The organism is Bradyrhizobium pachyrhizi, from assembly GCF_029714545.1.
Classification (GTDB): Bacteria; Pseudomonadota; Alphaproteobacteria; order Rhizobiales; family Xanthobacteraceae; genus Bradyrhizobium; species Bradyrhizobium pachyrhizi.
Map to the genome: position 1 here is coordinate 7,209,778 of NZ_CP121667.1, position 14,818 is coordinate 7,224,595.

Consider the following 14,818-nt stretch of genomic DNA (forward strand, 5'->3'; position numbering starts at 1 on the left):
AGAGGCGCTAGTAGCCCGCCGTGAGCGCGGGAAACTCCGTGAAGATCTGCTTGGCTTGTTCAATAAGTGGGGCGCTCAGCACCGGAGAAAACAGACCGATGACCGCAACAACGACCAGAAGCTTCACCGTCAGCGGCAGCGTCTGGTCTTGGATCTGCGTTGCCGCCTGGATGAGGCCAATGGCTGTTTCGGCAACTGCCGCCGCAATCAGTGGAGGCAGGACCCAGATCATGAAAAGCACGAGCGATCGGGTCATGTGAGTAAGAATGGTGGTCTCATCCATATTCAACCTCCGGGCATCGCGTAGCTCAGTACCAGTCCGTGCATGAGACGAGACCAGCCATCAATGGCGACGAATAGAAAGAGCTTAAAAGGAACCGATATCACCGTCGGAGATACCATTGACATGCCCATCGCCATCAGGATGGTCGTTACGATCAGATCGATGGTGATAAAGGGAAGATAGAGCAAAAACCCAATCTCGAAAGCGCGCTTGAGCTCCGAGATTAGAAAAGACGGGACTAGAATGACAAAATCATCAGCTGTGGCTCTGCCGCGCATCTCCTCCGGCCAGACACGTTCGGTCGAGGACATGAAAAAGCCTCGCTGTTCTTCATTGGTGAACTTCTTAAGATAGCTTCGCAGCGGCTCCTGCCCCTCTTTCCCCGCGCTGACCCAATCCTCGAGGGTCTGATAGCGGAGTTGCAGTTCAGCAATTCGATTGTAGCTCTGTTCAAAGACGGGGGCGCTGGTGAAGGCGGTGAGAATCAAAGCTGCGCCGTATAGAACGATGTTCGGTGGTATCGACTGGGTCCCAAGAGCATTGCGGACGAGGAAGAGAACCACCGATACCTTAATGAACGCCGTGGTCGTGACGACCGCGAAGAGCAACAAGCCGAGACCGGCCGTAACCGCAAGAAGCGCCAGGATTGCCGGTTGAACCTCAGTCATTGCCTGCTAACCTGCCACGGAGCCTGATACCGAGCTCATCCCCAATACGCACGATGTCGCCGCTTCCGATACGTAGGCCGTTGGCACGGATATCGATCGGGCCGTCGACCGGCCGGCCAAGTTCGAACACATGTCCTTCGCCGGCACTCCTCAATTCTCCCAGCGTGATCTGCCACCGGCCGCATTCGAAGACCAGCGTGACCTCTATATCGTCGAGATCGGCTTCCGAGGGCGGCTGCTGCGATTCGGGCTGTGTCGTCATATGTGCATACTCCAGAGGGCGCGGTAGCAACCGAAATGGCCTCCGCAAGGTCAGGCGACCGCCAGCGACATCTGCCTCGGTCCATAATCGGCCCGCAGTGAGGATGATCTGGCCATGGGCGAATGGCATTACGCCCGGCAGCAACGCGTCGCCTGCATTCGTTTTGCGAAGAAGCGAGGCCGTAGCTCGCAGGGCGCCCATCTCTCCAGCAACTATGACCGGTAGCTCCGCGGAGAGCTCGCACATTTCTCGCGGCAGTTGACCGAGCAACTCGCCTAAAGCGCGAAACGCCGGCGGTATCGGTCCATCGATAGACGAGAAGAGAAACAGGCGACCTTTGCTCCTGAGCGGACCGTAGGCAATGTCGAATTCGACGTAAGGCCCTATCGTTTCGGCCTTCCCAACATGCACAAGTTGCAGCCTCCGCTCAATCTTTCGCTCCAGAGGAGCGAGCAACGGTTCGAGCGCAAGTTCGAGAATGAGCGAACCACTCGGCTCAGAGGGGACAGCGAGGCCCCTCTGCACTGTCGAGATCAACGCCTCGGCAAGGGCATAGGGTATCGATAAGACGACCGCTTCGTCACCGACATCCCAAGTGCAGTCGAGCATCGATATAGCCGAAGGTTCCTCCTGCCACACGACTCGTCCCAGTCGCACCGATAGCGGCTTATCACCAAGGCTGGTCTGCACAGACGTGCGGGGACCCGCGATTCCATTGAGCCACGAGACCAACGCATGAGTCAGAACCAGAGACGGCTTGTACGTCGTGCATACGCCCGCACGACGCGCGGAAGGCGGCTCTGCATGACAGGCCGTTTGTGTCACAACACAATGACTGGCGCTCATCAGATTGAACCGTCTCCCACCTTTGTGGGTAGCCGACGCCCATAGCGAAGCAGGACTTCATCATCGGCGTCTATCTCTGCTGTGAGCTCCGAATGATCATGGGCTGCACGCCGGACGTCGGTCTCGATCTGCCGCCATTTGTAAGTCGCAGCCGAACGTTTGGCCCAGTGCGCCCGCTTTTCCGATGCCGCCGTCTCGGCCTGCTGTTGTGCGATACGCGCGCCCTCGAGCTTCTGGCGTTTCGATGCAATCTCACCCGCGAGCTTCTCCAGAGTAAGCTGGCTGCGATCGAGTTCGATGACGGACAAGGTCCCGAGCGACACCAGTTGCTTGTAAACTTCCCGCTCCGCCCGTGCGTGATGCTCTTCTGCGATTATCAGTTCGCGCCATGCGCGCTTCGCGGCCAGGACCGCAATATTGCGTTTGGCGTCCATATTAGACAGTTCACTGCGGGCACTACATTCACGCAGATCCTTGACGTGCCGCAATTTGGACGCGTGAATGCAACTCATGCGGTCAGACGGCACATCCATGTGACGGTTTCCTCAAAAGTGGACGCATCGTTTTCGCTTTGGCGCAAGAAGTTGTTCAGATCATCGATCGAGGCGATAGCTCGGTCCGTCAGGGGATCGCTACCTTGCTTGTATTCGCCGACCTTGACTAGGAACTCGGCCTCCGCGTGGCGTGAGAGCAGATCGCGGAAGAAAGATGCTGCCTCGCGATGCTGCGCGGATACGACGGCATCCATGACGCGGCTGCGGCTCGACAGGACATCGATAGCGGGAAATTGAGATCGCGCGGCGATGGAGCGTGAGAGAACGATATGACCATCTAGAATGCCGCGCGTTTCCTCGGCGATTGGATCGCCGACCCCCTCACCTTCCACGAGCACGGTATAGAAGGCTGTAATTGAGCCGCACGCATCCATGCCCGCACGCTCGAGCAGTCCCGGCAGCATGGCAAAGACAGAGGGAGGAAAGCCCCGCCGGGTCGGCGGCTCACCCGCAGCAAGACCGATTTCGCGCATGGCGCGGCCAAATCGCGTCAATGAATCCATCATCAGAACGACGCGCAGCCCCTGTTCGCGAAAATACTCGGCGAGCGCGGTTGCCATATAGGCACATTGCGCGCGCTCCATCGCCGAGCGATCGGAGGTCTCAACGACTACGACCGTGCGGCGAAGGGCTGCCTCCCCAAGATGGCGCTCGATGAATTCACGTACCTCCCGTCCACGCTCGCCTATCAGTGCAACGACCGTCACGTCAGCGACCGCGCCCTTTACGATCTGCGCCAATAACGTCGACTTGCCGCAACCAGGCTCTCCATATATGCCGATCCGCTGGCCCTCGCCGCATGTCAAGAGACCATCTAGGACGCGCACACCGAGTGGCAAAGGCCGCTCGATGATGCGCCTCGTCATTGGGTTTGGCGCTTTGCCGCGCAGCGGACGAGTTTCGGTGACTTTGACTGCACCCTTGCCATCGAGCGGACGGCCGAAGCTGTCGATCACCCGGCCAAGCAAATCGGGTCCGACTGGCACCTCATGCATTCGTCCGGTAGCGACGACTTCTGCGCGGCTGGACAAGCCCTGCAAGTCTCCGATCGGCGTCAGCAGCACGCCATCCTCCCGCAGACCGATCACCTCGGCCTCAAGTGACCACCCGGTGCGCGGATCCTGCACGACACAAAGCTCTCCAATACGGGCATCGGGCAAGACTGCATGGAGGAGCGTGCCGATCGCCCGCGTGATTCTTCCGTGTACGGCACGCGTGTCGACATGCCTTGCTGTCGATCGCAGACGCGATAGCACACCGCGCAGGTTCGCCTCGGCAACGGCATTGCCACGGTTTGCTCCGCGCGTCGTCACGGCTCGCCTGCGGCGGGAGTTAACCCGAGTCCAAGACGCATCGCGCGGAGCTGCGCGGCAAGTCCGAGATCAACATTGCCGAATTCGCTCCGCAGCACGCATTCGTGCGGGGATAGCGCCGGGTCCGAAACAATTCGGACCGTTGGACGGCCCTCCCGTCCGTCGCACCCACCAAATTCGTGGGCAAGGGCATCGGCGTCCATGGAGGACACATGAAGAGAAAGCTCCGCCCCGCCATATTTTCGCTGGATGGCGTGACGAACCGTCCTCACCAACATCTCACCGGGATCGAAGGCGCCCAGCAGATCAGTGACCATCTCCATCACGAGCTGTGGCAATTCCTCCTCCAGAACGGCGTGTTTCTGTGCCATTTCCGAGGCGGCCTGCGCGACCAGCTGTGCCATTTCCTCGGTACCGGCCGCCAGCCCCTCGGCATGCCCGCGCGCTCGCTCCAACTGATAAGCCCTGCGCGCCCAGCTGCGAACCCGCTGCAGATGCCGCTCTGCAGCGGCTCGCGCCTCGGCGGCCTCCTGCCAGATCTCGAGATCCTTTGCCGCTATGAGAGGGCCAAGTGGGCGCATGTGCGGAGCTATCGGTGGAGCGGCCTCGTCGACTGTCATAACGCAGAGGTTTCCTTCGCCAATTGAGCCAACACCAAGGAAAACAAACGGTCTGCGGCTTGGCGGTGTTCGGTCGCTGGATTGTCGGCGGCAGTTCCGACAGCCAAGCGTAGAAGCACGCGGCTGCGATCAAGCGCTGACGCTTGGTCGAGCCAGGCGCCGAGACAGGCATGCCCGTCGTCATCGATTTCTTGCGCGAGCTGGTGCGGATCGGTAATGACTCTGGTTGAAGCTGCATGCGCGGCGTGTCGGATACCGAAAGCCTGCGCTTCGGCACCGACATGCCCGATTAGCACAGCGACATCGGCCTTTGAGATCAACTTGATCAGCGAACGGGCATGAAAAATACAGCCGGCGAGCACGGCAGCCCGTTTCGGATCATGTCCGAGCAGAAGGTCCGGCGTCCAGCCACTGCGGTTAAAGTTAATATCGCTGTCAAGCAGCAGCCCCGCCATCCTTGTCTGCAGCCTGCGGCTCTTCTGTAGCTGTACCAACGTCGCAACCGAGAGGTTCGCATCAAGGCACGCGGCAAGGCGGGTCGGATGAATCGAGGCGGCAAGCTCGCTAATACCTTCAACTGGCGCTTTGAGCGAACGACGTCGCTCGGCAGACGGCTTCGGTGTCGCCATGTCGAATATTTCCCTAGGCTGCATTAGGCTTGATCGCTTTACGCACGGCCTCGATCGCGGACGCACCCGAACGTCCCGTCGCCACGGCCGCCTTGGGAGATGCTTGCCCGCGCTGACGCACACGGGCGCCGAGCAAGACATAGGATAGTACGCCTAATCCCGAGCCGCCGAGACCCACTCCTATCGCAAGCAATGGCGTTGAAATGAACCCGGATGCTTGGGCTGATGCAGCCGCCGACCCAGGCCGCTGCTCGAGTGCAGGCCGCTCGACCGGCACGAACACGACTGCCACCTTGTCATAGGATAGGCCCTCGATGCTGTTGACGACGAGCATCTTAATCTGCGGCAGCAGGCTTGAGAGATCCGCCCGGGAATCATGGCGGATGAAAACCGACGCCGAAGACGGCGTGGTGTCTCGCCGCAACAGGTCGTTCTTTGGCAGAACGACATGGACGCGCGCTGAGAGGACGCCGTCGATATCGCTGATCGTCCGCGACAATTCTTCGCTTAGGGCATAAACGTAACGGGCGCGCTCCTCAGTCGGCGAAGCAATTAGGCCCGCCGCATTGAACACCTCGCCGAGACTTTTGAAAGAGTGGCGTGGCAGCCCTTCGGCATTCAGCAGGTCAATCGAAGAGGCCAGCTGGTTCTGTTCGACCTGGATCGTGCTGGTCCCGTCCTTGGCAGCAACACGGACCGCATCAACCCCGTTCTTGAGGAGGACCGCAAGCATCTCGTTGGCCTCGCGCTCCTGCACTTTGGTGTAGAGATCGGCCTTGCAACCAACAAGGGGAAGAAGGAGCGATAGCAAAGCCGCGACGCGGAACCGCTTGGCGGAGCGCGCGCGACAGCCGCTTTCGTGACAGATTGAACCGATCATCCGCCCCACTCAGCCTGCCGATATCAGCTTGTTCAGTGAGGAACTGACGCTGCCAATGGCATTTGAAACGAGCGTCATCTGAATGAAGCTGTCAGAAACGTCCTTCAGATTCGCCAACATAGCCTCGAAGTTATCTGCGCGTTGGGGAACAACCGGCAAACTTGTTTCCGCCCCGCTCGGCTGCAACAACGGGGGCTGCGATGCCGATCCGGGCTCAACGGCCTTCGGAAGAGCGGGTCCGCCCGCGGCTACAGCGCGAGGATCAGCATTGACCCGATACAGTGAAGACAGATTCTGCAGGATTCGCTCGCCCAAAGGAGCCGCTTGCGTAGTTGTTCGCGAAACTTCGGATGTCGGGGACACTGGCGCTGCTTCCATCACCGGCGACGCAACGCCTGGGGTCGAGGCCGCCTGCGAAACGCTCTGCTGGAACTGGACTTGCTCGCCGACCGCTGCTGATGAGCAGGTGTTGCCCAGACCTTCGGTCAGATTGGAAGAAATCGGCACAGCACCTAACATCATCGTGGAAGAACCTTGCTCTCTTCGGGATGTGATAGGACCTGCCGCTCAAGACCCATGAACGGCTCAATATCCTACAGAGGATTCCTAGAGAAGCGAGCTGACGAGAAGCTGACCAGTTCGTCGCACCTAGCGCCATCTAATGATCACGTTTGGCCGTCTACATTTGCGCGACTCCACTTGGCTACGTCGAAGAGAACCTTAATGTTCATCCCATTTATGATTCAGTGCGTTTTGATTGGAATTCTATGTGTCGGGGCATTCGTTTCGACCGGAAATCGTGCGGCGTTCGGCGCTCCTCTGTCGCTCTCCTCAACACCTTATCGCTATACGGTTCTGGACCAGGACCTCCCCGCTGCGCTGCAGGAATTCGGCAACAACCTCAACGTCAGAATCAACATCAGCAGCGAAGTGAAGGGCCGGATTCGCGGACACATGCCGGATCTGTCACCGCGGGAGTTCCTCGACCATCTCACTCAGCTCTACAATCTGCAATGGTATTACGATGGGCTCGTGCTTTACCTGTCTGCCGCAAAGGAGGCGCAAACTCGTTTGCTTCTACTGGGTCCGATCAGCTTCGGCGCGTTCACGGCGGCCCTCGATGCGCTCAACATCTCCGACGAGCGCTATACAATAAGAGCCGCGCCCGGAAATGGTCTGGTCCTGGCGTCTGGTCCGCCACGCTTCATCGCACTCGTGGATGAGACCCTGAAAGGCCTCGTGGCTGAGGCGCAGGCCCGACCACGCGCTGTCGAGACGCCGACGCGGGACTCGGTGCTGACGCTATTTCGGGGCTCCTCGACGACCATTATCCGCGATGGGAAACCGGAAGGCCCCTATTCTCTCGACAACCCGCACCAGGACGGCACCAGGCCCGCGCCCGCACTGGGCCAAAAATGATATGGAGAAGCGTCAGTTGTCGCAGCGCGGCCGCCGGTGATGTCGTGCCGTTGCATCTGCGGCGCAGATGTATCGGCGGCCGGGACATCGCTCGATTAGCCGCTGCAACAGATCAACAACGGCGATGTCGTTATGGCTGAATCGGCTATTCCCGATGAGGAAGCGTCACCGGCCTCCGCGCACCTGATCTACTTTCGCTAAAGCCGGCAGGACGAATGGTTTGTAGCTTCGTGTAACCGCACATGAAGACGGACACGCGCAAGGCGAGCAATTGCCGCTCACAAATGAGGTGCGAGCGAGGCGGACGTTGCGCCTGCGCGAACACACAAGGACGCGCGCGCAGGCCTCGGTCCGCCAGCCGGCGCCTGCCTGTCTGATCTCATCGGCCGATAGACAGGCCTAATCGACCGGCTCAGCTCCTTTTGTCATGGAGGCCGAAACCGAGTGACGGCAAACAAGTGCCAATGCTGGCGCCGGTACTTCGAACTCCGCCAGCGAGCCGCCTTCAGCAGGCGACCGACGTTGTCAGGTCAGGTCCTGTCGGCCGCGGCTTGTCTGCCAGGATTCTCGAAAAGGATCCTACATAAAGTCATAGTCATCGTCGGACCGATACGAGACGTGCCCCGTTTCATTCTCCGATTCGCTGGACTCAGCTTTGGACAAATATTGCGTGGGTTTGTCTGCCCGTTGCCATTCATCGTTACAGTTCTTCGTCCACTTTTCGGGATGTTGGGTGGGATCAAGCACCATGTTATCGTCATCCACGGAAGCAAAACCCAACTCCCGCGAGCGGGCCGCCGCTTCAGCATTTGCGGGACGGGTACGGAGCAGTGCCCGATCGCCGTCGAGGCGAAGCTGATGCTCAAGCAAGATATCGCCCGCGTTATCGACGAGCGGATGGGCAATCTGAAGATCTACAGTGGATGTGACTTCGGTTCGCCCCGGGAACATTTTGCGCCACTGATCTCCGTCGAACTCGTCGCTCATCTTGCAGCCGCCTTCTGTTCTTAGAAGTCCGACGCTTGTGTTGCCTAGCTGATAGCTGAAATAGCGCGCATGTTCTGAATCTCGGGTGTTGCCGTATTTCTTAGCAACCTTTTTTACGAGCTTGGCCTTCGAGGATATGCGAGGCGAGTACTCTTGCGGGTTCGCGGCGATATGCCTGATCTCGTCGCCGTGGAAGGCTTTCGCTTCTTCAGCGAATGAGCGCTTGGAGATCTCCACGACGGGAGGCTTACCAACCAGCGAGTACGACCGCGACGAAGAGGAACTAGCATCCGATCCCAAGTGCATGTTTGCAAGCGTTTCCGCAAAGCCATGGCCGTCCGCCGAATAGCTGGCCTCATAGGCATCGCCGGCGTTGCTGAATTGGCTGAATGAGTCATTGATTCGGTTGTACATGTAGTTTACCTCTGTAGCAGTGAAGTTTCGTTGGCAGCTTAGTTGAGGCTGTCGAAACGAGCGCACATTCATAGTTGTTGCAGCTGACGCCAAGCTGACGTGCAAGTTGGCCTGCGCAAGCGTCTTCTACATAGCGAAATGCGAGCGGCGATCGGAGCGCGTTGGCGGTTTCGGCCATTGAATGCCCAGGGGAAAATCGCAACTTTTGCGCAGTCTGACTGCCTGGCGGTCTCGCGAGAGATACCGATATGGTACCTTGCCCGTCATTCATCTCCCCAAAGGCTCGGCGCTCGACTGAACCGGTGGCATTGCATTGGACGATGTTGCCGAGACGGCCGGCAACGGCAGAACCATCTCTTGACTCGTGGAAGCGGCAGAGTCTTCGATTCCAGCCTCACAAAGATGAGCTCAGGTCACGGCTCTCGCTTAGGAGCAATTGAACGATCTCTGAAAAAATCGCGCCCGGTCGAGGCGTATTGGAAGAAATGGACCACGCACAAGCCGATACGGGCGAAGACATTGCGATGTTCGTAGCATGAATCTTCTGGCGCCCCCAAGGGAGGACATTCTTGAGAGCGGCTCAGAAAATTGGCTTCTCGATACGCCGCAGTGAGCCGACCTCGACGTATCGTGCTGTAGCGCGGGCATCTAAAGCGGTGGCCGTCCAGCCGTGCGGCAATTTGGGTGGAAGCTGGCGTTAATCAGGCTGAGAGAGCTTCGTCGCGCTCGTGAAATAGGGAGAGCGTAGCCCGACCGGAGTTACGAGCCCGGCGTCGGCGCCATCCACAGGGGATAGATCCGACACAGGGCGTAATGCTCGAGGGTCAAGACTCCATCAACCGGCAACATCTCTTGACGGGACCGAAGGCGGCCTATCCACGAGGCGCGGCAGGTTTCAACGAGGAAGCTGGGAAGCTCGCCAGGCCCTGCTTGCTCTAGAGAAACGGTGGAATCTATTCCAGATTTACTGGCCGAAGCAGATCGTAATCGGTCCCTGATCTAGATGTTGGCTGAGCGGACGCGCTTTAGCTGTTTCTCGGTAGTTGGATGTCTATTTTACAGCTCAAGGCCGTGGTCGGCGAGCACCTGGTGCATCAGCGCACTTTTTATCTCGCAGGCGATTTCGTCGCGGATCTTTGCTCCGAGCCGCAGCTCGGCATCGCTGTCTCCGGTCAGGTCATGATCGGCGAGCCGCTGCGCGAGGCGGCTCTGGAAATCCTCGTCCATCGCCTCGATCAGCCGGTCCTGCATCTGTGCGTGGGCCTCGGGGGCGATCCGGCTCACCACCGTCTCCCAAGGTTGCCAGCGGGTCGCCAGATGGTCGGCGAATCCCGTCGCTTCCTCATTGCGCACCAGGGTCTCGGCCACGGCGAGGTCTTCCTCAGTGACGTAGGAGACCTTAAAGAAGCGCATCTCCGGAGCGATGAGCCGCAGGTCCAGCCGCTCGCGTAGCTTGACCTGATAGGCCAGATAGACCTCGATCTCGTCGACGAATTGGAGCGAACCGACCTTCTGACGAGCAATCCGCTCGAGCGCGCCCAGGCGGAACAGGACCCGCGCCTGGTCGACGAGCTCGCCGAGCCGATTGTCATAGGCCCCCTCTTCGACATCAGCGTTCACGCGTGCGGTCTGCATGCTGTTCCAGGTGAGGGTGATGCGATCTTCGCACGTCTCGCTAGCCCCAAACGCCAGCTGGAAGTACTGCTGGCGCAACCCCGGCCTGATCGCTGCTTGCCGCAGATCATCGGCTACTAATTTTCGGAACTCTGGATTGGCATAGCTCACGGTCTTTCGCAGCCTGTCGAGGAACACCGCGTATTCCGACGCGCCCGCCTCGCCGGCAAAGTTCTGCCAACTAAATGCCGGCTCGCTCTCCGTCCAGTCCGCTACCACCTCGCTTAGGGGGCAGGCTGGAGCGCTCGCCGTTCCTTCATCCATCGAAAAGAAGACCCGCGGACCGCTATAGCCCGGGGCATTCAGGGCTGTCGCCAGACTCGTCCGCACCCGCTCGGATAGCGGGTTACCTGCCAGCTCAACTCTGCAGGCAGAGCCTAGCTGGCTTAGCAGCGTCTCCGGCAGGCTGGTCAGCCGGTTGCCGGCGACCCCGAGCTGCCGGAGCCCCGCGGGAAGGACACCAGGCAGACTGGCCAGCTGGTTGTTGCTGACGTAGAGCCGCAGCAGCCCGGGCGGGAGCGTATCGGGCACATTGGTCAGCCGGTTACCGCTGGCGTAGAGCCGCAGCAGCCTAGGCGGGAGTGTATCGGGCAGGTGGGTCAGCCGATTGCTGTTGAGGTGGAGCTGCTGAAGTCCCGCCGGGAGGCTTTCGGGAAGGCTGGTCAGCAGGTTCTCGTCGGCGTTCAGATCCCAGAGCTCAGCCGGAAGAGCCGCGGGCAAATGGGTCAGCCGGTTTCGGCTGACGTCGAGCTGCTGGAGGTGCGGCGGAAGTGCGGTGGGCAAAGTTGTCAGGGACAGCGATGACAGATTCAGCGGCAGCGGCACAGAGACATCGGCGCTCTCTCGCCAAGCTCGGATTTGCCTTACCGCCTGTTGCCGGTTCTCGCCCTGCCCCTGATTCACTTCGCCAGCCCAAGCGTCCAGGATCTGATCCTGCGACTCCTGCGGGCGAGCGGATGCCCGCGCTCCGGTCAAGGCTTCGACCCAGTGAGCCGCAGCCTGCGTGAGACCGCATAAGCAACCTTGTCGGTGGCCTTGTTCGGAAGGAGCGCCAGCGCTCGACTCCGCCCGCCCTGTGTTCATCAATGCTCGTTCTCCTGTGGCCAGCTGAGTGTGTCAGTTTCCGTAGATGACTTATTTAGCTGTCGAGGAGCTGACGAGTCTTCCTATGATGCGGCGATGGAAGGCACATTGGTCTGTTTCGAAGCCGCGGCACCAGTGCCGCATCCGACTAAAGCCAAGCGAACGACAAAGGAAGTGAGTGGTCGCTCGGTGGGGCACCGCGGGAGCATCGGATCGACAGCCTGTCGGCCGCCTCCTGCAATCTCGATCGCAAATGCGAGGGACGATTTGACCCCCACCGCGCTCGAACGCAAACGTGGCCCGGACGACCGCCTCGCACGCGACATCCAAAACTGTTGCTGATTGATGCTCCCCCCAGATTGTCGCGCTATACTGTCACGCGGAAATCCCAGGATAGTTAGGATCGTTTTGATTCTTCGTCAGCTTCTCGAAAGCTTAGGCTCTTAGCGAGGACTTGTTTATCCAGGTCAGGCGTTAGCTCCTCATATCCGCCAGGAGGATGAGATGGATCCGTTCAGCCGCCTCAACCCATCCGAGGTCCCGGATGTCGGGCGGACGTATGACGAGGGCCTGCAACAGCAGCAGGCAGACCAAGCAGCGTTTCAGCAGCACCTGAACGAGTTGCATCCGCGCGCGCGTCCATCTCCGCCCCCCAGTTCAAATCGCCGCCGCACTCCTTATGCGGGGTCGAACAGAGATGCGGAACCTTTGGGATTGCCGCATGAGGATCACGTTGGACAAGGCCCCTCGCGGCGTCCCTCGGAGCCCCCCTCCTACTCTGAACAGGGGATCAATCAGCATGTGCTTTTTGCGACCGCAGATCGCGATAGCCAGTTGCCAGACGGAAGTTTCAGTCCGGCGGATGGTTGGCACGACATGGATGCAGCTGCCGATTGGCCGACGCATGATGTCGATCAAGAGCAGCATTGGTGGGCGGGAGCCGATGATGTGGTGCCGGAGTGGCAAGCTATCCCGGCAAGTCCCTGGGAGCAAAATCTCGCAGCGTCGGTCCTTGGCCGACAGCCCCGGCCGGGCGATGGAAATACTTCAAGAGGAGGCCAGCGGCTCCCCGCGGCCGCGGCGCAGTGGACCGAAACCTTGCACGGCACGGAGATCTCCACTGCAGACCCGGCCGGCAACCTGACGAACCTTGAAGCCCCAGTCCTCCAGGAGGCGCGGCTTGACCGGATCCTAGACAGCTGGGTTGGCGAGGAAGGGCAGACGGAAGATGAGGACCGGCAAGAGGCGGCAACACGAATAAGAGCCTGGGCAGAAGCCGGCGACGTCTATACGCGGCTGGAGCTGTCCGACCTGGGTCTAACGACATTGCCCGCCGCCTTTCCTCACGGGCTGCAGTCGCTGGACGTGAGCCACAACGAGCTGGTGCACCTGCCTGACACCCTCCCGGCCGGACTCCGGACGCTCACCGCCAAAGGCAACCGGTTGACCAGCCTGCCCGACGCCCTCCCAACGCAACTCCAATCACTCGAAATCGGCAGCAACCGGCTGACCAGGCTGCCCGAAACCCTTCCGGAGGGACTATTGACGCTCGCCGTCGGCAGCTGCCGGCTGACCAGCCTGCCGGACCTCCTGCCGGCCGGGCTCCAGGACCTCGATGTCCGCGGCAACCTGCTGACCAGCCTGCCCGACGCCCTCCCGAGTGGTCTTCAGTTGCTTGCTGTCGGCGGCAACCAGCTGACCAACCTTCCGGATAGCCTCCCCCCTGAACTCCAGGAGCTCGAGGCTGAGGGCAACCGGCTCATCAGGCTGCCCGACACTCTCCCCGCCGAGCTCAAGTTGCTTTTCGCGCGCGACAACCATCTAAGTAGCCTGCCCGAGACCCTCCCTTCGGAGCTTCAGAGACTACACGTCAGCGGTAATAGGCTCACGAGCTTGTGCGAGACCCTCCCGGCTGAGCTCTGGGTGCTTGAGGCACGCGGCAACCGGCTAACGAGCCTTCCGGAAGCCCTGCTGACCCAGCTGGATTTTGACTGCATGGTTTATTTAGATGGTAATCCGCTGTCCGAGCGGGTACGGACGAATCTGGCGACAGCGCTGAATGCCCCGGGCTATAGCGGTCCGCGGGTCTTCTTCTCGATGAATGAGGCAACGCCAGGCGATTCACCGCGCCCCCTGAGTGAGGCGGTGGCCGACTGGATCGAGGGCGAGCCGGAGGTGATCGCCGCATGGCAGAACTTCGCCGGCGAGGCGGGCGCGTCGGAATATGCGCTTTTCCTCGACCGGCTGCAGAGCACCGTGAATAGCGGCAACCGGGAATTTAGGAACGCAGTAGCCGATGATCTGCGGCAGGCAGCGATCAGGCCGGGGTTGCGCCAGCAGTATTTCCAGCTGGCGTTTGGGGCGAGCGAGACCTGCCAAGATCGCATCACCCTGACCTGGAACGGCATGCAGACAGCACGCCTGAGCGCTGATGTCGAGGAGGGGGCCTATGACAACCGTCTCGGCGAACTCGTCGACCAGGCGCGGGTCCTGTTCCGCCTGGGGGCGCTCGAACCGATCGCCCGTCAGAAGGTCGGCTCGCTCCAATTCGTCGACGAAATCGAGGTCTATCTTGCTTATCAAGTCAAGCTACGCCAGCGGCTGGACCTCCAGCTCATCGCTCCGGACATGCGATTCTTTGATGTCTCCTACGTCACTGAGGACGATCTCACCGCGGCTGAGACGCAGGTACGGAATGAGGAGGCCGCTGGTTTCGCTGATTATCTGGCGACGCGATGGCACCCCTGGGAGACGGTGGTGAGCCGGATCGCTCCCGAAGCCCATGCACAGATGCAGGACCGGCTTATCGAGGCGATGGACGAGCAGTTCCAGAGCCGCCTCGCGCAGCGGCTCGCCGATCATGACCTGACCGGAAACAGCGATGCCGAGCTCCAGTTCGGAGCAGCGATCCGCGACGAGATCGCCTGTGAGATCAAGGGCGCCCTGATGCACCAAGTGCTGGCTGACCACGCCCTTGAGCTGTGAAGCGTCATCAAATTGCGAAGGGCTGCAAACGGACGTACGCGATGGGGTTCGCCCCCGCAGCGTTCGCGCCGACCGCTGCCGATCACCTGATCTTGTCACGCGGCATTTTTTCTCGTCCGCCGTTGCTTACCTTTGCAGCGCTTCTGACCTGACCATGCCTCCCCGTGGGTCGAGCATAACGCATTCGTTTTCAGGGTGTAG

The 14,818-nt window shown here is 60.2% G+C and carries 13 protein-coding genes; 2 read left to right on the plus strand and 11 right to left on the minus strand.

What is annotated here, in order from left to right; genetic code table 11:
* Window positions 1-7: 7 nt before the first annotated feature.
* The 9 genes from QA639_RS34140 to QA639_RS34180 all read right to left on the minus strand — a co-directional run bounded on the left by QA639_RS34140 (window position 8) and on the right by QA639_RS34180 (window position 6,577).
* A complete protein-coding gene (locus tag QA639_RS34140) occupies window positions 8-283 on the minus strand; it encodes an EscS/YscS/HrcS family type III secretion system export apparatus protein (protein ID WP_283088255.1) in 276 nt (91 codons plus the stop codon).
* Between the two features lie 2 nt (window positions 284-285).
* The gene (sctR, locus tag QA639_RS34145; protein WP_283088256.1) at window positions 286-951 is read right to left on the minus strand and encodes a type III secretion system export apparatus subunit SctR; all 666 of its coding nucleotides are present in this window, start codon (window positions 949-951) and stop codon (window positions 286-288) included.
* On the minus strand, window positions 944-1,822 hold the full coding sequence (sctQ, locus tag QA639_RS34150) for a type III secretion system cytoplasmic ring protein SctQ (RefSeq protein ID WP_283088257.1): 879 nt from the start codon (window positions 1,820-1,822) through the stop codon (window positions 944-946). Before sctQ ends, sctR begins: the two co-directional genes overlap by 8 nt.
* A 236-nt stretch (window positions 1,823-2,058) precedes the next feature.
* Window positions 2,059-2,592 carry a hypothetical protein gene (locus QA639_RS34155; RefSeq protein WP_283088258.1) on the minus strand — a complete coding sequence of 178 codons (534 nt, stop codon included), beginning with the start codon at window positions 2,590-2,592 and terminating at the stop codon, window positions 2,059-2,061.
* Window positions 2,568-3,878, minus strand: a complete 1,311-nt coding sequence (gene sctN, locus QA639_RS34160; RefSeq protein WP_428841197.1) for a type III secretion system ATPase SctN — start codon at window positions 3,876-3,878, stop codon at window positions 2,568-2,570. Before sctN ends, QA639_RS34155 begins: the two co-directional genes overlap by 25 nt.
* A 44-nt stretch (window positions 3,879-3,922) precedes the next feature.
* The gene (gene sctL / locus QA639_RS34165) at window positions 3,923-4,546 is read right to left on the minus strand and encodes a type III secretion system stator protein SctL (protein WP_283088260.1); all 624 of its coding nucleotides are present in this window, start codon (window positions 4,544-4,546) and stop codon (window positions 3,923-3,925) included.
* On the minus strand, window positions 4,543-5,175 hold the full coding sequence (locus tag QA639_RS34170; RefSeq protein WP_283088261.1) for a nodulation protein NolU: 633 nt from the start codon (window positions 5,173-5,175) through the stop codon (window positions 4,543-4,545). Before QA639_RS34170 ends, sctL begins: the two co-directional genes overlap by 4 nt.
* Window positions 5,176-5,188: 13 nt before the next feature.
* On the minus strand, window positions 5,189-6,055 hold the full coding sequence (gene sctJ / locus QA639_RS34175; RefSeq protein ID WP_283088262.1) for a type III secretion system inner membrane ring lipoprotein SctJ: 867 nt from the start codon (window positions 6,053-6,055) through the stop codon (window positions 5,189-5,191).
* A gap of 9 nt (window positions 6,056-6,064) precedes the next feature.
* Window positions 6,065-6,577: a nodulation protein NolB gene (locus tag QA639_RS34180; RefSeq protein ID WP_283088263.1), complete on the minus strand. Its 513-nt coding sequence runs from the start codon at window positions 6,575-6,577 to the stop codon at window positions 6,065-6,067.
* 201 nt (window positions 6,578-6,778) lie between these two features.
* On the opposite strand from QA639_RS34180, the gene QA639_RS34185 reads away from it, so the two are divergent.
* The gene (locus QA639_RS34185) at window positions 6,779-7,474 is read left to right on the plus strand and encodes a secretin N-terminal domain-containing protein (protein ID WP_283088264.1); all 696 of its coding nucleotides are present in this window, start codon (window positions 6,779-6,781) and stop codon (window positions 7,472-7,474) included.
* Window positions 7,475-8,053: 579 nt separating this feature from the next.
* Here QA639_RS34185 and QA639_RS34190 read toward each other — a convergent pair.
* Together QA639_RS34190 and QA639_RS34195 are read right to left on the minus strand one after the other, a co-directional pair.
* Complete coding sequence (locus tag QA639_RS34190; RefSeq protein WP_283088265.1) at window positions 8,054-8,875, minus strand: Effector protein NopP; 822 nt, start codon at window positions 8,873-8,875, stop codon at window positions 8,054-8,056.
* Between the two features lie 1,056 nt (window positions 8,876-9,931).
* Complete coding sequence (locus QA639_RS34195; RefSeq protein WP_346283709.1) at window positions 9,932-11,524, minus strand: NEL-type E3 ubiquitin ligase domain-containing protein; 1,593 nt, start codon at window positions 11,522-11,524, stop codon at window positions 9,932-9,934.
* Between the two features lie 612 nt (window positions 11,525-12,136).
* Between QA639_RS34195 and QA639_RS34200 the strand changes: the two genes are divergently transcribed.
* On the plus strand, window positions 12,137-14,617 hold the full coding sequence (locus QA639_RS34200; RefSeq protein WP_283088267.1) for an NEL-type E3 ubiquitin ligase domain-containing protein: 2,481 nt from the start codon (window positions 12,137-12,139) through the stop codon (window positions 14,615-14,617).
* Window positions 14,618-14,818: the final 201 nt, after the last annotated feature.